This window comes from Tumebacillus permanentifrigoris (assembly GCF_003148565.1).
GTDB classification, from domain to species: domain Bacteria; phylum Bacillota; class Bacilli; order Tumebacillales; family Tumebacillaceae; genus Tumebacillus; species Tumebacillus permanentifrigoris.
In genome coordinates this window covers 262,268-285,412 of sequence record NZ_QGGL01000002.1, presented here as the reverse complement: position 1 = coordinate 285,412, position 23,145 = coordinate 262,268, and the positions used below count along the sequence as shown (strand labels likewise).

The window sequence follows — 23,145 nt, the reverse complement described above, 5'->3', positions numbered from 1 at the left end:
ACCCCCTTCCTGAAAGTGAGGCTTTCTCTCATGACCCCCCGTCTGATCCTGTTCGCTGTGGTTTTTTTTGTCACGGGCATCTATGCAGGCCATTGGGTGCCTGCCGCTTGGCATCCGGCGTGGTTGCTACTACCTGTCGTCCTGACGCTCCTCGTCTACAGGCAACTTCCGAGAGTCGGGTTGCTGCTCACCGCCTGTTTCGTGGGCGTCTTCACCGTAGACGTGCATCAGTGGTACAACCAGCCAACGCTTGAAGCCTATGTAGGGCAGTCTGTTACACTCCGTGGTCAGGTACTCGACGACCCAACCCCCACGCGGTTCACGATCCAATTGACCGCACTCCAAGGCCACCCCGTCGGGGAAAAAGCGGTGGTTCGTCTGAAGACGCCCACCACGCTACATCACGGAGACCTGCTGGAACTCCAAGCTCGACTGGAAAGACCGGCACACGCCCGAAATCCCGGTGGCTTCGATGCATGGACGTACTACACACGCCAAGGCGTGAACTATTCCATCGCCCCAGATAGCCTCCACGTGATCGGGCACGACGACCGTGGGATACAAGCTCGCTTGCTCTACCCGTTGCGCCATCGGCTGTTGGCGGTCGTCCGCAACGCCTACAGACCTGACCAAGTCGCTCTCATCTCGGGAATCGTGCTCGGTGTGGAGGAGGGGCTTGATCCTGAAGTGAAGGCAACATTTCGCGAACTCGGCATCATCCACATCCTCGCTGTCTCCGGTGCTAACGTCTCGTTGCTGATCCTGCCCTTGCTCGCCCTGTTGAAAAAATTCGGGCTCACGACCCCGAAACGCTACAGCCTCGCCATCGTCGTCATCTTGCTCTACGGCGGTCTCGCAGGCGGTGGTGCCTCCGTGACGCGCGCTTGTACCATGAGCCTGCTCTGGTGTCTCAGCCGCATCCTCGCACGCGATCCCGACCCGCTCACCGCTTGGGCGCTGGCTGCTGGAATCCTGCTCACACTCGATCCGTTTCTGCTGACCAACATCGGCTTCCAACTGACTTTCCTGCTCACGCTGGCCTTGCTCATCGCCGCCCCGTACCTCGAAGCGCGCAACACACTCCTGAAAGCTCTGCTCCTGACCTTCCTCTCCGAACTGATCTCCACCCCGCTTGTACTGACGATCTCCCCTGTGTTCACACCGCTCTCCTTGCTTGCCAACCTCTACATCCTCCCGTTGATCGCCTTTCTCACACCTGCCGCCGTGCTCAGCATCTTGCTCGGTTTGCTCCACCCCGCTTTGGCAACCTTGCCTGCGCAGATCGTGTCGTGGGCACTCGACTTGCTCGTCCAGCCGTTGACCGCTGTCGGGAACGCCGGCTGGTTGGTGCGCCACTATCAGGCTCCAGCAATAGCGTGGCTGTGGCTGTACTACGGGGGATGGCTGCTAGTCGCACTGCGTCGAGTCGGCACCGGGTGGTACGTTCTCGCTCACCGTACTCGACAAGTTGCGCTGCTCGCCATCGCCTGCGCGCTCTCGATCGGCGCCCTCTGGCGCTTTTTCGCCCCGCAGGACTTGCGCGTCACATTTCTCGATGTCGGGCAGGGCGACTCGATCCTGATCGAGATGCCACATCACCACGTCTGGCTCGTCGATGGGGGCGGCATCCCGCAATTTCAACACAGCGAGTATGACATTGGGGAGCGCATCGTCCTCCCGGCGCTGGCGGCGAGGGGGATCGACGAGATCGATACTCTCGTGATGACCCACGCCGACGAAGACCACATCCGAGGTCTCGCCGCCGTCCTGCAAAACGTCCGCGTCCACCACATCCTCGTCTCCGATCTCACCACCGAAAAGCCCTTCTACCAAGACCTGCTCAGCACCGCTCGACAAAAGCAGATCCCGATCACTCAAGTCCACGCCGGACAGTCATGGACACCTGAGACCGATCTACAAGTCACGATCCTCAACCCACCGGTCAACCCCTTTCACAACACCCGCTCTGATACAAATGCCAACTGCATCGTTTTCACCCTGACGTACTTGACGAAGAGCTTCCTTTTTACGGGAGACTTTGAAGGGGACGAGGAACCCAGCCTTCCCCTACATTTGATCGACGACAGGAGGGACACCCCTGCCTCGAAACCTGCTTCCCGCCACATCGACGTCCTGAAAGTCGCGCACCACGGTAGCGCCTACTCCACGACGCTTCCGTTCCTGCGCCAGACCACCCCCACGCATGCGGTCGTCTCCGCCGGTGCGCACAACCACTACGGACATCCGGCCCCCGCCACACTCCAACGCTTGGGCCAAGCACACGCCACACTCTGGCGCACCGATGCCCAAGGCGCGATCGTCTGCACCACGGACGGGCAATATCTGGACATCTACTCCTGGTTGGAACGGGGATACTAGTGGTTGTACCACCCTGCCATGAGGTTAGGTGTGCAGGAACTCCAACTCGACAGGAGGAGATGACGGATGCCGAACAACCGCCGCAACCGCGCCGAAGTGCCCGGTGCTCGCAATGCGTTGGATCAGCTGAAGACAGAAGTCGCTGCCGAACTGGGGATTCCGAACTACGACCAAGTGGACAAAGGGATGTTGCCATCCCGAATGAACGGCTATGTCGGCGGCGTGATGGTGCGGAAAATGATCGAGTTTGCAGAGAGCGCGATGATGCAAAGCCCGCAAGTTTTGCAGGCCGTGGAGGCGCAACCAGGTGCTCAGCCCAACGAGATCCAAGCCGCGCAGGACTCCGTGATCGCGGCACAGGCGTACCTCGATCAGATCGGCGGCCTGCAAGCGTATCCAAATGGGGGGCAGCAACAACAGCAACTGCACTGACGTTTTCACGGTACAAAAACGAGGACAGCGCCTCCCGCGCTGTCCTCGTTTCATTATGATGGTAGAAAATGTGCGTTGCTTCGCGCCCGCCCTCCACTGTACGCTAGGTGATATACATCAGTGGGAGAGGGTCATGGGGATATGAAAAAAACAGCAGAGCAAAAAGAACCCGTCGATCAACTGATTGCCAAGATCTACGAATTGGCAAAGCAAGTATCTGAACATCCAAACGAAATTCTGAAGCTTCAAACAAGTGAATTTGTTCGTTCCTTTATCGATTTAACCCAAGCGGTCGAACACTTAGATGCCGCTCGCGAGCTGTTGCTCGGACGAGCGGAAAGCCTGTTAAGCCGCCCGCGAGACACCGAGAAGCGTCTGCGCAAGGAGCACCTCAAACTTGTCATCAACAACCAGCAATAAACCAAACCATAATCCCCCTCCCCGTTCCCCTGTATAGCGGAGCATTGCGCGACGGATACTCTCTTGTAGGAGTATATCTTGCGTGAAAAGGGAGGGGGATTTGACTTATGTACGAAACTTGGGTCAAACACCTGATTGATATCATGGACGAGGTTGCGCCTGTGACCGTCGTTCGCACACGCTTTGAACAGCCGGTTGGCTCCGTATCTGGGGATCTGTCGACGTTGATCCACAGCCGGCTCGATCTGACCGACGACGACAGCCCGTGGTGTGATCTGGTGGTCGATCAAGTCGACGGCCAGCTTCAAATCGGCTACATGATCCATATCCCGAACATCAACAAGCGCACGGACGAAGAAATCACCGAGAATGTAAAATCGGTCGGCGGTGGCGCGCGAACGGTGATGTTGCTCACGCCCGTGGGCGAAGTTGGACAGGAAACCTACGTGATAAAAGGCATGATCACCGCACCGCTGGAACATCCGTACGACAACCCGAACTCCGCGACGCACGACATGGCGGATGCGCTGGTCCGCCTGATGGAAGTCGGCGGGTACGAGCGCAGCGGCACGATGGAGGGCGTGGGCGGGCGAGACGAGCATGAGGCAGATCTCGTCACGTGGCCGCAGGAATGACCGAGCGTCGACCGCTTCCGTCATCACAAGGACTGGACCAGCAGGCGCTCGATGAACTGTTCCACATGCAGCCGATCGACACCAACCTGACCCCTGGCCAAAAAGTTCGTCGCGCCTTGACCCCGCGGTGGGAAGTGATCATTCCCGCCGCCTATGACCCCGTTCAGGAGGAAGACCGGATGATCGACAACATCCTGCGCGAACACCTCAACGACGAACAAAACCCCGGCGCTCCATAGGCCGGGGTTTTTTTTCACGGAACGGTCACAAGAGATTCGGTTCTGGTATGATGGGAAGAACAGATTTTTTTGCGCGACAGGTGCAACTTTTTAGTGCCTGTTGGCATCGTTTAGTAAGGGAGGGAAGAACGGGGATGCAGCAGGACTTAGAGATCGTAGCAGAGGCTTTGGAGAGCAAGGAAAAACTCTCGAATTTTTTGCGCACGATCGAACCGTTCATCTACCAGACGGCCTATTATATGACAGGCAAGAAAATGGATGCCGAAGACGTGACACAGGATTGTTTGTGGAAAGTCTGCCGTTCCCTGAGCCAGTACCAAGGGCAAGGTTCGTTGCGTGGCTGGGTTCACCGTGTCGTCGTCAACACCGTTCGCGAGCAAGCGCGCAAAAAAAAGGCGCAGTTCGTCGAATTGAACGAGACGTTGCCGGCAGATGGCATGTCGGTAGAGAAGCAAGTGGAGACCAAGATGACCGAGGAAAACCTGCACCAAGCGATCGCGGCCCTGCCTGAAAATTACCGCGAAGTGCTGGTGTTGCGCCACATACATGACTTGTCCTACCAAGAGATTGCCGATACGTTGCAACTCACAGAGGCCCAAGTGAAGACCCGACTGTTCCGCGGTCGGGAAAAATTGCGAACTTTGTTCACCGGAGGTGAGGAAGTGTGACCCATGACAGCTACCGTGAATTCATCCAGCGCGAACTGGACGGTGACCTGTCTGCTGAAGAGACGGCGTGGCTGGATCAACATATCGCCAGCTGTGCGGCCTGCCGCACCGAGCGGCAAGAGTACCATCAGTTGAGCGAAGGCTTGATGAGCATGAAAGCGGTGCTGCCGGACCGCAGCTTCGTGTCGCAGATGGAGTTCGACTTTGACGAACTTTTGCGTCCGCAGTCGCCACCGACCCCGTTGCAGAAAAAAGGCCGCCGACGCATCCCTTCGGGATGGTGGCAAGGCCTGTCCGTTGCCGCCGCCGTCGTCCTCGCCATCGGCTTTACCTATAACTTCCTCCCCAGTGGAACGGCGACACATACGGCTCAGCCCGACACCACGACCGACACGCCTGCGCCTGTCGTCGCATTAGGCGACGAGCACCGCCCGCCGACCACGCCAGATTCTTCGACAAAACCTGCTGACGCGCCGACCGCGAACGTCGAGAACCAAAAGACCCCCTCGACGGAGCCCAAGCAGCCAGCTGGCACGAAGGTCGCAAGCTCGCTTGCCGGAAGCAGCACACAACCGACCACGGGCAGTTCGAACCCCGCCACGGTCAATTCGAAACCTCCCATCAGCGCTGACACCACCACGACGACGGGCACTGCTTCAAACAGCAAGCCGACGACCAGCAAGCCGGAAACCGAGACGCCCGCTTCATCGGGGTCACCGCACGGAGGCACAGGCACGATCGTCGCCGTCGGCCCGTCGCAGGAACATGGAGGACAGGGCATCGTGCCGGCGCTCAAGGACCGCGATCGCTTCTATGGGCAAACCGCTGGAGCGCTGGCTGCGGAGCAACCGCCGTTGCCGATGATCGTCGGGACGATCGATCATGTTCCGTCTGAGTTGGATGAACACCTGCAAGACCAAGTGCGGCTCGGCAATCCGTCTGCGCGTTGGGGCACGATCCCGACGCAGGTCGTTCAACATGTGCTCACCGAGATCGGGTTCGCTGCGATCTCGAGCGTACACGAGACGACACATCCAGACCGTGTCGATGTCGTCCAAGGCGGGCAGACGTACCGCGTTCGTCTGATGCAACCGTTCGAGGCGGGTGCCAACGGCATCTGGCAACCGGTACAGATCTCCCGTGAATTGTCGTTGCAAAGCCTTGAGCCGACCGACAAGCCGATCATCGAGTACTTCAACCAGATGACACAGGAGCGGCAATTCACGATCGTATCGCTGCATGTCGAGGAGAACTTGTTGATGAACCGCACGGTCGTCGGAGCAGACTTGATCCTCAACACCGAGGCGGGTCCGCGCCAAGCCTATTTCGCCTACACGTTCCGTTTGAAACTCAATCAGGACTTTAGCTGGTCGCTCGACGGCAAGCCGATCGTCCGCCATTAAAAGGAGCCCACGCGTGTGGCTCCTTTTTTGCATGGATGAATTCCCCATACCTGTCGCATACTACAATCATTATCGACACGGAGGAATGCACCATGAAAAAAACACGCCTGTTGCTCGCCACGCTCCTCACACTGTCCCTGCTCACCGCTCCGGTACTTGCTGCTGACGGTCAAGGTGAGCCGGGCAAGAACGCTGGGGGAGTTGGCGGCAAGCACAACTTCGACCAGTGGCAGACGATCAAACGCCTGCAGATTCACAACTAAGTTGACTCGAAAAAAGAGACCGCGCACTTGGCCGAGGTCTCTTTTTTGCTCGTCTCCTAAAACCCGCTCGTCCTGCATATGGATAGCAGGGAGAGGGGGAACTACACATGCGCACGATCAAACCGCTCTGGCTGACTCTGGCCCTGCTCGCCAGCCTCAGTCTAGCGCTCGTTGGCTGTTCTGAGCAGACCGCGAAACCTGTACCGAACAAATCCACCCCACAGACACCTTCAAACGCCACCAAGCTCCCCACAGAGTCTGACAAGCCGATCGAGAACCCGACCCCGACTCCCAAGTCGGACGACGAGATCCAAGCGGAGATCAAGGAAAAACTCAACCGCATGACCCACCCGCAGGGCTACGTGTTGCCGACCGATGCCGAACAACATGTCACAGGCGTCTCCACCCTCGCGCAAGTCAGCGAGCAACTTCGCAAAAAAGGCTACTCCATCGACCTCGCCCGTGTGCTCACCCAGCAGTTTTACCAAGAGCACGCCACATCGGGCAGCGCGTATGTCACGATCCTTGCGACAGATGGCTACCCAGGTGCCTATGATCCGCGGCTGGAGGCGGTGTTCGCCCGCAAAAACAAATTCGCGTGGACGATTACGCAGAAGCACCCGGACGACGTGCTGAACGGGCCGAATGTCGCGACGTATGAAGTGGAAGTGCTCAAGGACGGCAGCTACCGATTGAACGCGTGGAAAGCAGAAAATCTCTAAAAAAGTAGTGAGACCGATTCTCATTTGCGCGAACTTGTGATAAACTAAAGGCAAATGTATAGTAACGGTCGAAAATCGCGAAAATACTAGTATGCTTTCCCAATACCTTCATATGTTTGACTCCTGACCTTTTTCGATCTACGAGGTCAGGAGATTTTCTGCGTGGATTCCTTGCAGAATCTAGGGAGATGTTTTATAATCTCTCTCAGAAGACATTGAAGGAGTGGTATTTAAAATGGCAAAGACTTGGGTTGACAAAGATACCTGTATCGCATGTGGCGCTTGCTACAGCACCTGCCCGGATGTGTACGAATCTGACGACGATGGTTACGCGTTCGTCAAGCTCGAAGGCGGCCTCGAAGGCTTCGTTGAAGTTCCGGAAGAGTTCCTGTCCGATGCACAAGATGCAAAAGACGGTTGCCCGACTGAATCCGTTCGTTGGGAAGACTAATCTTACAAACTTCATCTTACACCGAAACCGCCGGGCTCCGGCGGTTTTTTCATACGAACAATTCCGCGAATATTTCTGATATACATTTTTTGAACGTCAGGTGTAACCGTTAAACCACCTCGGTGTCTATTTTGACGATAACGGTGTGGAGATGGGGAACTGGCTTCTGGGGGAGTGAGTGCTGATGCTTGAACCGGAGGATCGCTCCAGAGCGCTAGAGGATTCGTTTCACGATCTATACGACCGCTATTTCCAAGACGTGTACAACTTCGTCGCTTACTCGATCTCACGTTCGCAGGACGCAGAGGACCTCACACAGGAAGTCTTTGTCAAAGCCTATCGCGGTTTGGCGAACTTTCGTGGGGATTCGGAGCTGCGCACCTGGCTTTTCGCGATTGCACGCAATACGATCCGCAATTGGATCGTGCGCAAAAAGCCGCTGCCCAGCACCGAGGACGAACTGCTCTGGCAATTGCCAGAGTCCGGCAGTACGCCGGAGGACGCCTTGGAAGAGAAGGAAGCGATGCAGAAGCTGCAGCAGGCCCTGGACCAGATCAAGGATTCCTACCGCACGGTGATCGTGTTGCGAGGACTCCACGGATTTTCCGTCAAGGAAACCGCCGATATCATGGGGTGCAGTGAGACCAGCGTCAAAGTCACACACTTCCGCGCCTTGCGGAAGTTGCGCACGCTGCTCGCCGCGGACCCGACCTTTCCCATAACTCTCCACCCACTACCGTCAAAGGAGGTGGGTACATGAACTTCCGTCACCCAGAGAGACAGCCGAAGTCTAGAGCTGACCTTCAGTCACTCGAAGATGCGTTGGCCAACTTGCCGCAGAAGCAACCGCGCGCAGGGTTGAAGCAGGAACTACTCACGAGGGTGTTAGCCGAAGCTCGTCGTCAGGAAGCGACGGTTGTTCGGAAACGCCAACTCCGATTCACGTTTCCCAAACTTCGATTGACCGCCACGCTGGCGGGGGCTGCTCTGTCGATCGCATTTGCCTTCCTGTTGTTGCCAGACACGCCGCAGAGTGCTTCCACATCCGAGGGTAGCATCAGCGGCATCAACGCCAATCAGCAGATCGCCCAAGAGATTGCGATGAAGAAGGGCGACAACGAGGATCGCTTGATGCGTCAGACGATTCCGCACACGAACGGCCAGTTTGTCGGTGAAGGTGTGGAGATCGTGCTCAACGACAAGCAATCGCTGCTGATTCGCAAGGGGGCGTCGCAGAGCGAGATCGAATCGAACTACGACTTGCTGCGCCTCGTCCAAGAGATCTACACCAGCGGCGGCCAAGTGGTCGCGATCAACGGCATCCTCGTCAAACCATACACCGAGATCGTCACGCGAGGTTCTTTGACCGAGGTAAGCGAGCGCCGGATTCAGTCGCCGTTCACGATCAAAGTCATCGGTGACAGCGACAAATTGTACATGAAGCTGAGCCAGAGCTCTTCGATCCTGATGTCCTTGAAGGACGAGAAGGAAATGGACATCGAGGTCCAACGCACGCATCTGGTCAGCATCGCGATGAAATAAGCAAAGCCACCTCTCTCCAGAGAGGTGGCTTTTTTTCTCGGCAATGGGATTCGTGATACAATGGAGACCTACATACTTCACGGAATGCACGAGGGAGGCAGCATAGATGACATTGAAATTGGGTTGGATCGGATTGGGGAACATGGGGCAGCCGATGGTGACGAGACTGTTGCAGGCTGGATTTGACGTGACGGTCTACAACCGCACCCGTGCCAAGGCGGAGGCGTTCGTCGAACAGGGCGCTAAGGTCGCCAACAGCCCGCAAGAACTGGCGGAACAGGTGGACACGGTGATCACGATGGTGGCGGACGGTGCGACGCTGGAGGAGGTCCTGTACGGCGAGAGCGGCGTGATCCACGGCGTGCGTGCTGGGCAGACGGTGATCGACATGAGCACCGTGGGGCCGGAGCCGGTGCGTTTTGCGGCGGAGGCCTTTTTGCAGCGCGGGGTGAAGTTCCTCGAAGCCCCGGTGTCTGGTTCAGTTGGCCCGGCGAAGGAGGGCACGCTGGTCATCCTCGTCGGTGGGGAGGAGCAAGCGTATGAGCAGCACAAGCCGGTGTTCGACGTGCTCGGCAAAGCGTCGTTCCACTTCGGGGAGAGCGGGCAAGGGGCGCAAGCGAAGCTGGCGATCAATCTGCTGCTCGGCGTGGTGCTACAGGGACTCTCGGAAGCCTTGGTGCTCGGCAGCAAGGCCGGGCTGGACCGCGAGACCCTGCTGAGAGCGATCGGCGTGACCGCCTGTGCAGCACCGATCGTGCTCGGCAAGACCCCGAGTATCCTCGCAGGAGAGTACCCGGCGGCGTTTTCGCTGAAGCACATGGAGAAGGACTTCGGACTGGCGCTTGACGAAGCGAAAAAAGTGGAAGCCGCGCTCCCAGCGACATCGGCGGCGCACCAGACCTATGTGGCGGCCAAAGCGAACGGGTTGGGCGATCAGGATATCATGGCGGTGCTGGCTCACTTGGAGCGGATGAGCGGGTTGAAGTAAAGTGCTAGGTTATGAACTCCATATTTCAGTACAAGAATCCTTCCCTTGGGAGGATTCTTTTTTGTCAGTAAATTGAAAATAAATACTGTTGTAATTATTTGTTTTATGCTAGAATAATCAGTGTAATCTAACAATGTGTAAGTTTTTGAATTTTTTACACTCACTAAGGAAGGGTGATTCAAAGATGAGAAAGTTTGTGTTGGGAAGTTTGTTTGCTCTGTTGTTTAGTAGTACACCGAACTATGCGTATGCAATTGGTGGAGGAGGTAATCAGAACATCATTGTTCCACCAGTCACGACATACCCGGATACCTATGAGCCAAATGATTCAAGCTCTACCGCCTACCCGATTTCCTATGGGCAAAAAGTAACCTCCTATCTCTCGTCTGGATCTGACGTCGATTATTACAAGTTCGTTCCGACAACCACGGGTATGAATTTTTTGGCCATGTCAGGTGCAACCAATAAAAATTATGATGTGATCGTCTATGACAAAGACTTGAATTTGATCGCGATGAGCGACCAGCCCGCCAATATCATGGAGGAGTTGTCATTCAAAGTTACAGCAGGCAATGTGTATTATTTGCAAGTGTGGAGCGAGCTTTCCGATTCTAGTTCGTCGCCTTATCAAGTTAAACTCATCGCGAGTAGTCCAGTCACTTACGCCTATGATTCACGGAACCGTATCTCCACAGCCACACAAGATCGGGCTCTGTACACGCTCAAATACTCGTTTATCTGGGATAAGTACGGCAATCTGCTGAAAGTGAACAAGGAGAAGATCGCCCAATGAAACTAAAAAATATACTGGCGTTCTCGTTAGCGACCGTTTTGGCCGTGACCTCGGTACCCACTGCAATGGCCGCCAATACCAATGGTTCGACGACTCTGACGTCGACCTCAGCCTCTGACAAAACTCCAATTAACCTGAATAACGTCTTCAAGCAAGCACCGTATGTCATCCCAGCCTCGAAGGATTATGTTTCGACGCTTACAGGCAGTGTGTACATCTCCAAGGACGACTTGGTGTTGCCAGGCGCAAACGGGTTTGACCTGAAATTGAAAAGAGACTATGACAGTTACTCTGCCCAGTTATTTGACGGAGTGGAAGAAGGAGGGACTTTTGTTGCCAAGCCCAAATCCCAACTGCGGACTTCGTTCCTCGGTCCCGGTTGGAGATGGGAATTGCCGTATGTAGATGGTTACGATGTCCACTTACCAAGCGGGGAGACCTACTCAAGTGGCGGTGCATACAAAGATGTAACGTTTGAAACAGACAACTCGTATCTCGATACCACTCGGAAGCTCACGATGTTGAAGGAAGGACGCTTTTACTTTTTCAATAACGAAGGACAGTTGATCCGAATCAAAGATACGTTTAATAATGTCATCACCTTCACGTATGATACGACAGGTCTAGACTGCTTTACTTTCGCACCGATTGCTGCTGGAGCAGGTAATAGGGGAACTCCGATTCGTAAAATTCAAAACAATATCGGAAACTCCATCACGTTCGATTACATCCCGGCTGGAACTGACGCAGATGGCGCTCAAAAAGTAGTTGTGAAAAGTGGTGCACGAACGTTGTACTACCGCTTCACTCCGACTGCTGTTGAATTATCGCCTACATCTGCACAGACCGTCCCCTTGCTGACAGAAACGGAAGTACTGCCAACAGTCAAAACCCGTTACCAGTATGCTGTGAAGGACGCATGGAGACAAACGTACATGTCCTATTTTGGGGCCAGTTACAATATCTTAAGTCCTTATGCCTTGATTACAACGGTTGAACACCCTACAGGGGATGTGTCGCAATACCAATACACAGAAATGGCAACCTTGCTGAGCGGCGTATCGTCCAATGACTTGTATCGCATCAAGGATGTCTCGGACGTAGTCAGCGATGGCGACAACAAGACAATCTACAATCATATGAGTTTCTCCTACTTTGGAGACATCACCCGACAGTACACAGATCGCACGTTCCGCACGGTGGTCAAGGATGATTTAGGGCGAAGTACTACGTACACCTACAAAAAGGATTCGCTGCCAGCGACACCGTTTTTCAAGAAAATTACGCAACGTGAAGAGCGCGGCGACTCTGTGAAAACAACGACATATGTGTACGATGATACGAAAAAGTATCCTGACCCGACTCAGATTCAAGAGGTCAATACAAGTAAATCGAACCCATCTGTATCAAGTAAACCGAAGACAACAACTCGATCTTATGATGAATATGGTTATGTTACCAGTGAGACGTTACCAAATGGTACGTATAATGAGTACAAGTACATCGCTTTTGCTGGATTTAATATGAACCCTATCTATCACGCGATGGTTTCCAAAACAGAATATCTGACAGGCAGTCCGACTAACACAAACGTACCTGCAACTTACAAACAGACGGACTATACGCTTGACCAAGCAACAAGTGCAGTGACAAAACAAGTTGTCAAAGACAAAAGCGGCACTCTCTTGCAACAAGAAGACTTTCAATATGATACCGCTGGCAATGTTATCAAGAAAAACGTTACTGATGGTACCCAAGTCTACACAACGAATTACACGTACAAGAGCGGCTTCCTTTCACAAAAAAGCACGGACGTAACGGATGTCAATGGAGCAACTTCGACGGTCTCTGAAGCCTACGTCTACGATGTACCAACTGGTCAGTTAAAACAGTACACAGACGCTCGTGGCAACATAAGCACCTATGAATATGATCTGCTCAACCGCATCTCAAAAGTCAGCAATCCGGACAAAACTGGAACCAAGGTCCTCTACGACGATCTGAAGAACACCACAGAAATGGACATCCTTGATGCCGTTGGAGCTACAGTGAAACGAGACGTCACCAAGTGGAACCCATTGGGCTGGAAGTCGGAAAGCGGCCATTACGAAGGCAGCACGTACCAACGAGATATTCAATTCGAGTACGATGCCTATGGTCGTAATCGATGGGTCCGTGACGCCAAAGACCAAGCCGACACGATGACGTTTGATCTGTACGATCGACTCTTGACGGTCACACATGCCGATAGTTCGCAAATCAAATATGAGTATGACGATATGAATAACACCAAAACCACCACGGATGAGGACGGGCATGTAACACGTGAAACGTACGATTTCGATGGGTATGTCGTCAAAACGGAATCAGTGCAGCCGGCGGGACCTCTTGTTATTTCTAGCGTGGCATACGATAATGTAGGCAATATTGTAAAAATAACAGATGGTCTGAGCAACCCAACCGAGTATCAATACAACGCGCTGTCTAAGCTCTTGGGTGTTAAAGCCCCAGATGGCAGTCAGACGGCCTACGAGTACGACATGCGTGGGAACCTGACCAAAGTCACCTACAACGACCCGAACAAAAGTACGATTTCTAAGTCGTATGACCAACTGAACCGCCTGATCAAAAAGGTCGACGAACAGAATCAGACCGTCAAGTATTTCTACGACGGAAATGACAATTTGATCAAACAGATCGACAAAGACGACAAAACCCTCAACTTTGAGTACGACACAAGGAACCGACTGACCAAAAAAGTAGCGGGTACTGACATCGTTAAGTACGACTACAACACCCAAGGTCTGCGCTCGAAGATGGAGGACCAAACGGGTACTACGCAGTACGCGTACACCGCTGACAATAAGCTCGCGGTTGAACAGCTACCGGATGGCAAGACGGTCTCGTATACGTATGATGTGGCAGGCAACCGCACGACGATGGTAGATCCATTTGGTCGCAAAATTGCCTTCACCAGTGATACCCGCAACCGACTGCAATCACTTTCGTTTGACAACGCTACGAACCCCACTGAAGTAGCGTATGCGTACACCAAATCGAATCGAGTGCAAAAAGCAACACAGGGTAATGGCTTGGTTTCCTCCTACGAGTACGATTTGAAAAATCAACTCACCTCGTTGCAACAGAAAAAGCCAGACGGTTCGCAACTCAATCTATTCCAGTACGGCTATGATAGCAATGGTAACCAGAACAGCATCACAGAAAATAATTCAGCCACACAACTCACATACGACAAGGTGAACCGTGTAGCGACCTCGACTCAATTCAACGAAGCTTATCAATACGATTTCCGCAGCAACCGTACCGGCTTGCAAACGGACAAACCGTTGGTGATCCCGACCAACACCTACGAGTACGACCTCTGGAATCGACTCACCAAAGTAACAACTGCGGATAACAAAGTTGTCACCTATAAGTACGACGGCGACGGTCTGCTCTACGAGCGAACTGAGAACGGTTCCACAACCCGTTATTATTACAACGACCAACAACAGGTCATCGCAGAAGCGAAAGTAGTCAACGGTTCGCCTGTTCTGCTGGATCGCTTCATTCGTGGTGTGAATGGTCAACTGGTCCTGCGGGAGGATGCAACGGGGAGTAAGTCCTACTACCAACACAACGGACACGGAGATGTCGTCGGACTTGTAGATGCCAACGGTGCCCAACTCAATACCTACTCTTACGACATCTGGGGGAACCAACTGACGGCTACCGGACAGTTGAACAACCCGTTCCGTTACACTGGAGAGTTTTCGGATTCAACGAGTGGTTTGATCTACCTCCGTGCAAGGTGGTATGACCCAAGTCAAGGTAGATTTATAACAGAAGACTCTTTCGAAGGCAATCTAGAGCAATTGCTAACTTTGAATTTGTATGCGTACGCTAGCCAAAATCCGCAACGCAATATAGATCCTAGTGGTCACATGACGGTTAGGGAGGAGCCTATCGCCCAAAATACGCCCATCTATGAAGAAGAAATGGAATCGGGACTCGCTTGGCTCAAAAAAATTGCTGACGCTATCCAAAAGGCATTTGGTGGGGAAGTTAAACGAACTAACAAAGATGGATGGGAAGTAAGGATTCCTGATGGGAAACAAGCACTACAAGTGAGGATAATGGCTGCGAATCAAAATAACCTAGTTCCATATTACCGTGTTGTAAAGAATGGGAAACCAGGGACCGACTACCTAGGTAAATGGACAAATAACCAGAAAGATACTCATATTGATCTAAATGAAAATCCATTCGAACAAATATCCGTGACATTAAGAGGATATTTTAGCAGGAGGTAAGAATGAATGAGTAAAAAAGAGTTGGAAATTATGTTGGCATCAGTAAGAGCCTCCATTATCACAAGTTTTTCTGTAGATTTGTTAAATAATTGCGTTATGTTTACTGTGCATACGTATCATAGTGAAGTAGATTACGTAGAGAATACAATTGTCTTTGGTGGGGTAGCCTCCTACTTTTTCTCAGCAGGAAAGGATAATGCTCGTAGAGACTTATACCCTCCTGACATTGATGATATTAGAGAAATGTCATCAATCTATTTTTACGAAAATGGAATTGGATCTATTGGTTTTGTAGACATTACAGACGAATGGGCCAAGAGATGGGTACGATACTACGGCTCGAATGTTAATTTTCTTGTCGAAATGACTGACTCTGTTTTATTCATCGAAGCCAACCGGATTCGAATAAATGATACGGAACTGATTGTTGAGTACCCAAGCGAGTAATCAATCATTGAAAAGAATCCCTCACTCTAGAGGGATTCTTTTTTTTCATCCTACAGGTTGTAAATCTCACCCAGAAACCCCCTTCTATAGTACAAGATACAAATAACATACCGCAAAACAAAAGTGACGACTTAAAATTTGGGAGGGAGGTTTTACGATGGACAAGAAAAAGATCTGCATCCTGATCATCCACGGGATGGGGGAGCAGGGCGTTTACGAGACGTTGGACACCTTCACGCGTAACCTCGTTGAGTCGCTCCACGCCTCCAGGCAGACTGGCATCCAGTTAAAACACCACCGCATGCGGCTCCGTGATGACATGCATGATTACATCAAACTCTCCCGGCTCGATGAATCCTCGACGGAGGTCGACATCCACGAATACTACTGGGCGCACACCATGCAGCGCGTCATCTCGTTCCAAGAAATTGTGCAGTGGCTGATCCGCGCTTCTGACGGGGCTGAGAAATTCTATGAAGAGAACGAAGAACTTGCCCGCCGCTATGAACATGACGATGCATTCGCCAACGCCTACCAAAACGGCAAATTCAAACGCCGCTGGTACCTCAAACACATCGGCAAGGCAGTTCGGCTCTTTTACGGACTCTCCCGTCTCTGTGGCACCCTGCTTCCGAAGGCTGTGGAACCGCTGTTCCGCGTGCTGATGGGCAAACCGGAGCAGATGATCGTCGATTACCTGGGCGACGTCGCCGTCTACACCTCCAACGACCGCAAGTCGAAATTCTACGAGACCCGCGCCAAAGTTCTCGAAGGCGCTGTGGAAAAACTCTCCGCCCTGCTGCACCAAGACTATGACAAAATTCTGATCGTCGGCCACGCGCTCGGCAGCGTCATCGCCTATGATGCGCTAAACCAGCTCAACTTGCAGATGAACCACGACGAGCAACTGGCGTCCGATGGTCGCAAACTGTTTGAACTGATCACGATCGGGTCGCCGCTCGACAAAGTCAAGTTCTTCCTCCGCGAGTATGTGCCGTCCGGCGAATACGTCAAACGGCTGATCTTGAATTCACTGAACGGTTTCCGCCGCCGCGACGCTCGCGATCTGGATTCGGATTCTGGACCGGAACTGTCGAGCACGTTGCAAAACCACTTGCAGCATCTGCACTGGACCAACTACTACGATCTCAAGGACCCGATCGGTGGGCACCTCGATTTCTACGAAGGCGTGCAGAACCAGCAAGTCGACAACGGTCTCGAATGGGGCTTTGCACACGTGGGCTACTGGCAGAATCCGAGCATCTATTCACGAGTCATCGAACGCGTCCAAGCGGCTGAAGCCCAAGCGCGCAACGACATCCAAGTGGGAGAGACGGCCTAGCATGAACACTCATCCAGAATGCACGCAAGGTCCCGATTCCAACAAGTCGGGACCTTTTTCTTATCCCCGAAGGTTGTAAAAGGACAAGCTCCGGGACATTTGTATGATAGTGGAGACGGACACCCTGAAGGGAGTGGTGACAAACGATGGAGAAGACAAAGATCGCGATCTTGATCACACACGGAGCAGGGGACCAAGGAGAACTCGACACACTGGATGTATGTGCCCGCAACCTGGTCCAGTCTCTGCAAGTCGCCCGCGGTAGAGACTTGAAGCTGACCCACCGCCGCTTGCAAGGCGCCAATGGCGGTCAGGATTATGTGCAACTGACCGACAACAAACGATCCAACTGGGAAGTGGATGTTCACGAATACTACTGGGCCTCTCGCGTCGAACGTCAGATCACGCTGAAGGAGACGCTCGGTTGGATGGGCAAAGCGTCAGACGGTGCTGGCATCCACGGTGTAGGGCCGGTGTTGCGCGGGATGAGTCAGCTCGGAGCGCTGGGGGAGAAGTTGATGCCCAAGTGGCTCGACCCGCTGTATCGATCGCTGATGGGCATGACCGCGCAAATGCTGGTTGACTACCTTGGCGATGTTGCGGTCTACACCTCGGGGGATCTGCGCTCCAAGTGGCATGAGGTGCGTGAAGACGTACTGAGCGGGGCGCTGGAGAAACTGCTCATGTTGATCAATGAAGATTACGACCGCATCATCCTCGTTGGACACTCGCTAGGCAGTGTGGTGCTCTACGATGCGTTGAATCGTTTGAACTTGAACATGAACGACGATGCTGTGTTGGCGGCCAAACGACACAAATTGTTTGAGTTGATCACGCTCGGCTCACCGCTGGACATGACCGCGCTCTACCTCGCGGAACACATCGGGGAGCACGAATACGTGAAACGCTTGATTGTGGATCACGTCAATGGATTCCGACGCCGCTGGCCGGAAGTGTCTGCACCGCAGGGAACGGTGCTGACAAGCTATGTCACCGACTGTCTAGCCCATCTGCGTTGGACGAATTACTGGGATGTGCTCGACCCGATCGGTGGGCCGCTCAACGAATATCTTGGGGTGAAAAACGTCAAAGTCGACAACAACCGCGCCTTTGGATTTGCGCATCTGGGGTATTTTGAAAATGTGGAGATTTACCGTGAGGCGCTCGAACGTGCTACGCCAAGGGAGACTGTGAAAGTGGCGGAAGCAGATCGTCACCTGCGGGCAATTTAATCAGGGGTAGGGTCTCGACAAAGGGGTCGGGGCCTTTTTTGTTGAATACTACAGGTAGCAACATCATTTTAGGAGGGATACATAATGAACAACAACTTCTACCACATCACAGTGAACGCAGCAGACGGCACCCCGAAGCAACTGGAAACCTACCAAGGTGACGTCCTGCTCCTCGTCAACGTCGCGTCCGCATGCGGCCTGACCCCGCAATACGAAGGTCTCGAAGCACTCAACCGCAAGTACCGCGAGCAAGGACTGCGCGTGCTGGGCTTCCCGTGCAACGACTTCGGCGGCCAAGAGCCTGGTTCGATGGAACAGATTCAAGAATTCTGCAAAATGAAGTTCGGCGCAGACTTCGAACTTCTGGAGAAAGTCAAAATCCTCGGCGATGACAAGCACCCGCTCTACACCTACCTAACCACGCATGCCGAACCGACGGGCGACGTGCAATGGAACTTCGAAAAATTCCTGATCGCGCGCGATGGCCAGATCGCCGCTCGTTTCAGCCCGAAAGTGACGCCGGAGGATGCGGACCTGATCGCAGCTGTCGAACGCGAACTGGCGAAGTAAGCACTCTACACCTCTGGGGAGGGGAAACCACCAATGAAGGACGTATATCTCGTATCGGCCGTTCGCTCCGCAATCACCGCGTTCGGCGGTCCGCTCAAGGACACGATGCCTAGCGAACTGGCAGCTCAATTGCTCACCGCCGCTGTGGAAAAAGCCGGGATCGAAAAAGGCCAAGTCGAGGAAGTCATCCTCGGCCACTGCATCCAACGCACCGACGAGCCGAACACGGCGCGCACCGCCCTGCTCAAAGCGGGATTCCCGCACACCACGACCGGCTACACGATCCAGCGTCAATGCGGCTCTGGCATGCAAGCCATTCTCGATGGGATGATGCAGATCCAGACTGGATTTGCAGACATCGTCGTCGCAGGCGGCGTAGAAGTCATGTCGAACGTGCCGTACATTCTCAAGCAGAACCGCTGGGGACAGCGCATGCAACACAGCACCGTCTATGATGCGCTGTGGGAGTGCCTGACCGACCCGATCTCTGGCGACATGATGGGCGTGACGGCAGAAAACCTCGCGGAAAAGTATGGCATCACTCGCGAGGAGCAGGACCAAGCTGCGTTGGAATCGCATCAAAAAGCGCTCGCCGCGATCGAATCGGGTCGCTTCGAGCGCGAGATCGTCCCGGTCACGGCCAAGTCCGGCCGCAAAACGGTCGAAGTCACCCGCGATGAACATCCGCGTGCGGACATCTCAATGGAAGGCCTCGCCAAGTTGAAAGCGACGTTCAAGTCGGAGAACGGCTCGGTCACGGCAGGCAACGCATCAGGCATCAACGACGGGGCTTCAGCAGTCGTCCTGATGTCGGGGGAGAAAGTTCAGGAACTCGGCCTGACCCCGCTGGCCAAGATCGTAGCGGGTGCGGTGGTAGGCGTGGAGCCAGAACTGATGGGCTACGGCCCGGTGCCGGCGATCCAGAAGTTGCTGGCGAAAACTGGCCTGACCGCGAACGACATCGACGTCTGGGAGATCAACGAAGCATTCGCCGCCCAATACCTTGCCGTGGAGCGTCTGCTGGAACTGGATCGCACCAAAGTCAACGTCAACGGCTCGGGCATCGCCCTCGGACATCCGGTCGGCAGCACCGGCTCCCGCATCACGGCGACGCTGGTGCATGAACTGCACCACCGTGAGCAGAAGTACGGCATCGCTTCGCTCTGCATCGGTGGCGGCCTCGGCATCGCGTTGCTGGTCGAGCGCGTCTAACGTCCCGCGAAAAAACACCCTGATGCCATCGGCACAGGGTGTTTTTGGCGAGAGCAGATCTCCCGAATCTAGGCGTTGATTTCGAGAGTGTGCGGACTGGTGCTAGTCGGTTTCGTTTCCTTCGTGCGCAACGGCTGGTTTTTTCACCGGGGCGTTGCCTTTTTTCGTCTTCAAGTCGTTGTACTTGTAGAGGATATCCCCCGTCATCGCATCCACGAAGACCTTCCAATCGGCGGGGGCCGTTTGGTCGTATACGTTGACGATGTAGACCAAGTTGATCTGCTCCGGTTCCGGGTAGGCGAAGTAATGGAGCATCGCTTTCGGAGGAGCGGAGGGCTGTGTGACTTTGACGTGTTCGAGCGCCGCTTTGATCGCTTGTTCACCTGTGAAGGTCGGGGATTTTAAACGCTCGCTGTTCCGTTCTACGTTCGGGGTGAATTGCCCGTTGATGGAGCGCACCACGCGGGACTTGTCGATATGTACGATCACCTCGTCCCCCCAGACCGGGATACCGTTGACGACGTGCGCGAGGCGGACGTGGTGCATGCCGAGCTCGTCTTGGTCGATGCGCTTGAGGGCAAATGATTTTTTGGCCTTGTCTACATGATACAGGTCCTTGATCGAATCGAGGAAGTGCAGGGCCATGTCGAGCGGCTCGCCCTTGAGCGGCTTGGAGAGCTTGCCGGAGATGAAGCGCGGCGTGCCGAGTTTGTCGTCCCACTTGACTTGGATCGTACCGCCAGAGCGTTCGGTCATCTCCTTCAGCTCACGATGCTCGCTTGGAGACAACTGGTCGCTCGGTTCGGCGTGTACCGTCAGGGGCGAGAGAAGCACCGCCAGCGCAAGGAATGAGGACAGCCAACGTTTTGCTTTCATTGTCAAACTCCCTCCTTTTTGGAATGCCTGTCAGAGAGTAGCGTACCCAACCCCGAATCAGCACATGCTAATGCGGACAAAAGGAGGTATGCCAGATGAGTCAACCTGCCGTGTTTCTCGACCGTGATGGCGTGATCAACGACCACGTTCGCTACGTGAACACGCCCGAAGACCTGATCCTGTTCCCAGGTGTCGGCCCTGCCATTCGCTCCTTGCGCGAGGCAGGCTATCGAGTCTTCGTCGTCACCAACCAAGGCGGTATCGGCCTCGGTCATATGAAGGAAGAGTCGTTGCACCTGATCCATGAGCAGATGGAGCGCGAACTGGAGCGTGACGGCGCCACCCTCGACGAGATCGCCTATTGCCCACACAAGCCCCATGCCCGCTGCGCCTGCCGCAAGCCAGAGCCCAAGATGATCCTCGACCTCGCCGCCAAGTACGACATCGACCTCTCGAAAAGCTACATGGTGGGCGACCGAGAGACAGACATCGAATCCGGGCAAAAAGCGGGAACCCAGACGATCTTCATCGGGGCCAAAGGGGAGAGCGACCCGCGAGCCACTTTTTCTGCGAAAACGCTCGTGGATGCTGTGGCCTTCATTTTACAAGCGAGAACGTAGCAAGCCTGCGTGATACCAAAAAGGCACAGCCCCTCACAGGGCTGTGCCTTTTTTCGACCGAACCTATTTGCGGAACATGTTCTTGATGATAAAGAACGCATTCGCCGGACGCTCGGCAATCCGGCGGGTGAAGTAGCCGTACCAGTCGTTGCCATAGGGAACATACACGCGCATCGCATAGCCTTCCTTCACCAACTGGCGCTGCGTCTCAGGACGCACACCGTAGAGCATCTGGAACTCGAAGCGGTCGTTCGGGATGTTGTGCTTCTTCACGAACGCCTTCACGTGGTTGATCACCATGTCATCATGGGTGGCCACCGCGGAGAAGTGACCGGACAGCAGGTGCATCTCGATAATTTTGAGGTAGTTCTGGTCCACATCGACCTTGTTCGGGAACGCGACTGTCGGGGATTCCAAGTACGCGCCTTTGACCAGTCGCAGGTTGCAGTTCTCGTAGGTCTCCTCCAAGTGCTTCATGTCATCGACGGTGCGGAACAGGTAGGCTTGGATAACCAGACCGACATGTTTGCCATACTCGCGCTTCAATTCGTCGAAAATCTCCATCGTGATCGCGATGTGCGCATAGTCCTCCATGTCAATTCGCACGAAATTGTTGTGCTCACGCGCTTTGTCGAGGATCAGGCGCATGTGCTTCAGGCACAATTCCTTGCTCAGGTCGAGACCGAGCGACGTCATTTTCAGCGACATGTTCGAGTTCACGCCCGATGCCTTGACCGCGTCCAGCACGTCCAGACAAGCCTGCGTAGAAGCCATCGCTTCGTGCTCATCGAACACAAACTCGCCCAGATGGTCGAGCGTCACAACCAGACCGTCACGGTTCAGCAATTTGACTTGTTCAATCGCTTCCTTGAGCGTCTCACCTGCAACGAAACGGGCCGCACCGAGTCGCATCCCATACTTCTTAATGAAACCGCTTACTACTTTGTTACCAGCAACGGACAAGACCATTTTCCTCGTGAAAGACACGTCAATCAACCTCACTCACTCTATGAAATGGAATGTAATAGACACAGAACAGACAAATCCACAACTAGTATAGCACAATCCCAATAAAAATGGACAAGTCTCGACATCCCGCCCATTTTCAACCCCGAATTGCGCAGGCCGGGCTCCTGTCACATAGAGTATGGTGACTTTCCAACCCGAGAGGAGCTCAACCATGTCGCAGAACGTTTGGAATCCCTATGACTTCCGCAACGAGGGAGAAGCCGTTGAAACAACCCTCATCTCTGAACAGACGCAACCGCCCGTCCCGCAAACGTGGCAATTCCCGCTGGAAACCCAACAATACCCGAACTACTACGAAGTCCCGATGCCGCAAAACTTCCCGTACCCGCGCACCTTCCGCACCGTCACACAGTCCGGCGACGAGGTCGAATATCAACTGCGCTTCTTCCCCGGACCAGGCCCGTTCTACCCAGGTCCTGTGTTTGGCCCTGTGCCGATCATCCGCCCCTTGCCGCCCGTCCCGTTCCTGCCGCCGCTGATCCCGCCGTTTTTCTGGTAACCGAATCGGGCATACTAATCGACGGGCATCCTGAGATGCCCGTCTACCTTGCTTCGACTTTTGAACTTCG

General features: G+C 54.1%; 24 protein-coding genes. 22 read left to right on the top strand and 2 right to left on the bottom strand.

Annotation, left to right across the window (positions count from 1 at the left end; all coding sequences use genetic code 11):
- The first annotated feature begins 30 nt into the window (after positions 1-30).
- The 20 genes from C7459_RS03570 to C7459_RS03480 all read left to right on the top strand — a co-directional run bounded on the left by C7459_RS03570 (position 31) and on the right by C7459_RS03480 (position 20,051).
- Positions 31-2,379 carry a DNA internalization-related competence protein ComEC/Rec2 gene (locus C7459_RS03570; protein WP_109686393.1) on the top strand — a complete coding sequence of 783 codons (2,349 nt, stop codon included), beginning with the start codon at positions 31-33 and terminating at the stop codon, positions 2,377-2,379.
- Between the two features lie 66 nt (positions 2,380-2,445).
- The gene (locus C7459_RS03565) at positions 2,446-2,811 is read left to right on the top strand and encodes an alpha/beta-type small acid-soluble spore protein (RefSeq protein WP_109686391.1); all 366 of its coding nucleotides are present in this window, start codon (positions 2,446-2,448) and stop codon (positions 2,809-2,811) included.
- A gap of 141 nt (positions 2,812-2,952) precedes the next feature.
- Positions 2,953-3,231, top strand: coding sequence for a hypothetical protein (locus tag C7459_RS03560; protein WP_109686389.1), 279 nt, complete (start codon positions 2,953-2,955; stop codon positions 3,229-3,231).
- 107 nt (positions 3,232-3,338) lie between these two features.
- Positions 3,339-3,866 carry a hypothetical protein gene (locus tag C7459_RS03555; protein ID WP_109686388.1) on the top strand — a complete coding sequence of 176 codons (528 nt, stop codon included), beginning with the start codon at positions 3,339-3,341 and terminating at the stop codon, positions 3,864-3,866.
- Positions 3,863-4,105, top strand: a complete 243-nt coding sequence (locus C7459_RS03550) for a hypothetical protein (protein ID WP_109686386.1) — start codon at positions 3,863-3,865, stop codon at positions 4,103-4,105. The genes C7459_RS03555 and C7459_RS03550 overlap by 4 nt, the downstream gene beginning before the upstream one ends.
- Positions 4,106-4,239: 134 nt before the next feature.
- Positions 4,240-4,773: an RNA polymerase sigma factor gene (locus tag C7459_RS03545; protein ID WP_170119242.1), complete on the top strand. Its 534-nt coding sequence runs from the start codon at positions 4,240-4,242 to the stop codon at positions 4,771-4,773.
- Entirely contained in the window at positions 4,770-6,176 is a 1,407-nt protein-coding gene (locus C7459_RS03540) for a zf-HC2 domain-containing protein (RefSeq protein ID WP_109686380.1), read from the top strand. The genes C7459_RS03545 and C7459_RS03540 overlap by 4 nt, the downstream gene beginning before the upstream one ends.
- Before the next feature lie 92 nt (positions 6,177-6,268).
- The gene (locus C7459_RS23125) at positions 6,269-6,439 is read left to right on the top strand and encodes a hypothetical protein (RefSeq protein WP_170119241.1); all 171 of its coding nucleotides are present in this window, start codon (positions 6,269-6,271) and stop codon (positions 6,437-6,439) included.
- A gap of 107 nt (positions 6,440-6,546) precedes the next feature.
- Positions 6,547-7,161, top strand: a complete 615-nt coding sequence (locus tag C7459_RS03535; RefSeq protein WP_109686378.1) for a hypothetical protein — start codon at positions 6,547-6,549, stop codon at positions 7,159-7,161.
- A gap of 235 nt (positions 7,162-7,396) precedes the next feature.
- On the top strand, positions 7,397-7,612 hold the full coding sequence (locus tag C7459_RS03530; protein ID WP_109686376.1) for a ferredoxin: 216 nt from the start codon (positions 7,397-7,399) through the stop codon (positions 7,610-7,612).
- Positions 7,613-7,796: 184 nt separating this feature from the next.
- Entirely contained in the window at positions 7,797-8,372 is a 576-nt protein-coding gene (locus C7459_RS03525) for an RNA polymerase sigma factor (protein ID WP_109686374.1), read from the top strand.
- Positions 8,369-9,154 carry a DUF881 domain-containing protein gene (locus tag C7459_RS03520; RefSeq protein ID WP_109686372.1) on the top strand — a complete coding sequence of 262 codons (786 nt, stop codon included), beginning with the start codon at positions 8,369-8,371 and terminating at the stop codon, positions 9,152-9,154. Before C7459_RS03525 ends, C7459_RS03520 begins: the two co-directional genes overlap by 4 nt.
- 106 nt (positions 9,155-9,260) lie before the next feature.
- Entirely contained in the window at positions 9,261-10,142 is an 882-nt protein-coding gene (locus tag C7459_RS03515) for an NAD(P)-dependent oxidoreductase (protein ID WP_245884376.1), read from the top strand.
- A 184-nt stretch (positions 10,143-10,326) separates the two neighbouring features.
- Complete coding sequence (locus C7459_RS03510; protein ID WP_109686370.1) at positions 10,327-10,935, top strand: hypothetical protein; 609 nt, start codon at positions 10,327-10,329, stop codon at positions 10,933-10,935.
- Positions 10,932-15,248 (top strand): RHS repeat-associated core domain-containing protein, encoded by a 4,317-nt coding sequence (locus C7459_RS03505; RefSeq protein WP_109686368.1) that lies wholly within the window; start codon positions 10,932-10,934, stop codon positions 15,246-15,248. Before C7459_RS03510 ends, C7459_RS03505 begins: the two co-directional genes overlap by 4 nt.
- A gap of 6 nt (positions 15,249-15,254) precedes the next feature.
- Entirely contained in the window at positions 15,255-15,695 is a 441-nt protein-coding gene (locus tag C7459_RS03500) for a YxiG family protein (RefSeq protein ID WP_109686366.1), read from the top strand.
- 157 nt (positions 15,696-15,852) lie between these two features.
- The gene (locus tag C7459_RS03495) at positions 15,853-17,037 is read left to right on the top strand and encodes a hypothetical protein (protein WP_109686364.1); all 1,185 of its coding nucleotides are present in this window, start codon (positions 15,853-15,855) and stop codon (positions 17,035-17,037) included.
- Positions 17,038-17,183: 146 nt separating this feature from the next.
- Complete coding sequence (locus C7459_RS03490; RefSeq protein WP_109686362.1) at positions 17,184-18,269, top strand: hypothetical protein; 1,086 nt, start codon at positions 17,184-17,186, stop codon at positions 18,267-18,269.
- An 84-nt stretch (positions 18,270-18,353) separates the two neighbouring features.
- Positions 18,354-18,839 (top strand): glutathione peroxidase, encoded by a 486-nt coding sequence (locus C7459_RS03485; protein WP_109686360.1) that lies wholly within the window; start codon positions 18,354-18,356, stop codon positions 18,837-18,839.
- Between the two features lie 33 nt (positions 18,840-18,872).
- A complete protein-coding gene (locus tag C7459_RS03480; RefSeq protein WP_109686358.1) occupies positions 18,873-20,051 on the top strand; it encodes a thiolase family protein in 1,179 nt (392 codons plus the stop codon).
- A 102-nt stretch (positions 20,052-20,153) separates the two neighbouring features.
- On the opposite strand, the gene C7459_RS03475 is transcribed toward C7459_RS03480, so the two are convergent.
- A complete protein-coding gene (locus tag C7459_RS03475; protein WP_109686355.1) occupies positions 20,154-20,927 on the bottom strand; it encodes a PepSY domain-containing protein in 774 nt (257 codons plus the stop codon).
- Between the two features lie 95 nt (positions 20,928-21,022).
- Here C7459_RS03475 and C7459_RS03470 point away from each other — a divergent pair, with 95 nt between their 5' ends.
- Positions 21,023-21,547 carry a D-glycero-alpha-D-manno-heptose-1,7-bisphosphate 7-phosphatase gene (locus tag C7459_RS03470; protein WP_109686353.1) on the top strand — a complete coding sequence of 175 codons (525 nt, stop codon included), beginning with the start codon at positions 21,023-21,025 and terminating at the stop codon, positions 21,545-21,547.
- 63 nt (positions 21,548-21,610) lie between these two features.
- Here C7459_RS03470 and C7459_RS03465 read toward each other — a convergent pair whose 3' ends face one another.
- A complete protein-coding gene (locus C7459_RS03465) occupies positions 21,611-22,516 on the bottom strand; it encodes a proline dehydrogenase family protein (RefSeq protein ID WP_109686351.1) in 906 nt (301 codons plus the stop codon).
- A 211-nt stretch (positions 22,517-22,727) separates the two neighbouring features.
- On the opposite strand from C7459_RS03465, the gene C7459_RS03460 reads away from it, so the two are divergent.
- Positions 22,728-23,075 carry a hypothetical protein gene (locus C7459_RS03460; protein ID WP_109686349.1) on the top strand — a complete coding sequence of 116 codons (348 nt, stop codon included), beginning with the start codon at positions 22,728-22,730 and terminating at the stop codon, positions 23,073-23,075.
- Positions 23,076-23,145 lie beyond the last annotated feature (70 nt).

What these genes read in the sequence shown, in the direction of transcription:
- C7459_RS03490 (WP_109686362.1), top strand. Translation starts at nt 17,184, where the DNA reads ATGGAGAAGACAAAGATCGCGATCTTGATCACACACGGAGCAGGGGAC.
- C7459_RS03500 (WP_109686366.1), top strand. Translation starts at nt 15,255, where the DNA reads ATGAGTAAAAAAGAGTTGGAAATTATGTTGGCATCAGTAAGAGCCTCC.
- C7459_RS03515 (WP_245884376.1), top strand. Translation starts at nt 9,261, where the DNA reads ATGACATTGAAATTGGGTTGGATCGGATTGGGGAACATGGGGCAGCCG.
- C7459_RS03525 (WP_109686374.1), top strand. Translation starts at nt 7,797, where the DNA reads ATGCTTGAACCGGAGGATCGCTCCAGAGCGCTAGAGGATTCGTTTCAC.
- C7459_RS03530 (WP_109686376.1), top strand. Translation starts at nt 7,397, where the DNA reads ATGGCAAAGACTTGGGTTGACAAAGATACCTGTATCGCATGTGGCGCT.
- C7459_RS03545 (WP_170119242.1), top strand. Translation starts at nt 4,240, where the DNA reads ATGCAGCAGGACTTAGAGATCGTAGCAGAGGCTTTGGAGAGCAAGGAA.
- C7459_RS03460 (WP_109686349.1), top strand. Translation starts at nt 22,728, where the DNA reads ATGTCGCAGAACGTTTGGAATCCCTATGACTTCCGCAACGAGGGAGAA.
- C7459_RS03505 (WP_109686368.1), top strand. Translation starts at nt 10,932, where the DNA reads ATGAAACTAAAAAATATACTGGCGTTCTCGTTAGCGACCGTTTTGGCC.
- C7459_RS03470 (WP_109686353.1), top strand. Translation starts at nt 21,023, where the DNA reads ATGAGTCAACCTGCCGTGTTTCTCGACCGTGATGGCGTGATCAACGAC.
- C7459_RS03495 (WP_109686364.1), top strand. Translation starts at nt 15,853, where the DNA reads ATGGACAAGAAAAAGATCTGCATCCTGATCATCCACGGGATGGGGGAG.
- C7459_RS03550 (WP_109686386.1), top strand. Translation starts at nt 3,863, where the DNA reads ATGACCGAGCGTCGACCGCTTCCGTCATCACAAGGACTGGACCAGCAG.
- C7459_RS03520 (WP_109686372.1), top strand. Translation starts at nt 8,369, where the DNA reads ATGAACTTCCGTCACCCAGAGAGACAGCCGAAGTCTAGAGCTGACCTT.
- C7459_RS23125 (WP_170119241.1), top strand. Translation starts at nt 6,269, where the DNA reads ATGAAAAAAACACGCCTGTTGCTCGCCACGCTCCTCACACTGTCCCTG.
- C7459_RS03465 (WP_109686351.1), bottom strand. Translation starts at nt 22,516, where the DNA reads ATGGTCTTGTCCGTTGCTGGTAACAAAGTAGTAAGCGGTTTCATTAAG.
- C7459_RS03480 (WP_109686358.1), top strand. Translation starts at nt 18,873, where the DNA reads ATGAAGGACGTATATCTCGTATCGGCCGTTCGCTCCGCAATCACCGCG.
- C7459_RS03535 (WP_109686378.1), top strand. Translation starts at nt 6,547, where the DNA reads ATGCGCACGATCAAACCGCTCTGGCTGACTCTGGCCCTGCTCGCCAGC.
- C7459_RS03510 (WP_109686370.1), top strand. Translation starts at nt 10,327, where the DNA reads ATGAGAAAGTTTGTGTTGGGAAGTTTGTTTGCTCTGTTGTTTAGTAGT.
- C7459_RS03570 (WP_109686393.1), top strand. Translation starts at nt 31, where the DNA reads ATGACCCCCCGTCTGATCCTGTTCGCTGTGGTTTTTTTTGTCACGGGC.
- C7459_RS03565 (WP_109686391.1), top strand. Translation starts at nt 2,446, where the DNA reads ATGCCGAACAACCGCCGCAACCGCGCCGAAGTGCCCGGTGCTCGCAAT.
- C7459_RS03555 (WP_109686388.1), top strand. Translation starts at nt 3,339, where the DNA reads ATGTACGAAACTTGGGTCAAACACCTGATTGATATCATGGACGAGGTT.
- C7459_RS03475 (WP_109686355.1), bottom strand. Translation starts at nt 20,927, where the DNA reads ATGAAAGCAAAACGTTGGCTGTCCTCATTCCTTGCGCTGGCGGTGCTT.
- C7459_RS03485 (WP_109686360.1), top strand. Translation starts at nt 18,354, where the DNA reads ATGAACAACAACTTCTACCACATCACAGTGAACGCAGCAGACGGCACC.
- C7459_RS03560 (WP_109686389.1), top strand. Translation starts at nt 2,953, where the DNA reads ATGAAAAAAACAGCAGAGCAAAAAGAACCCGTCGATCAACTGATTGCC.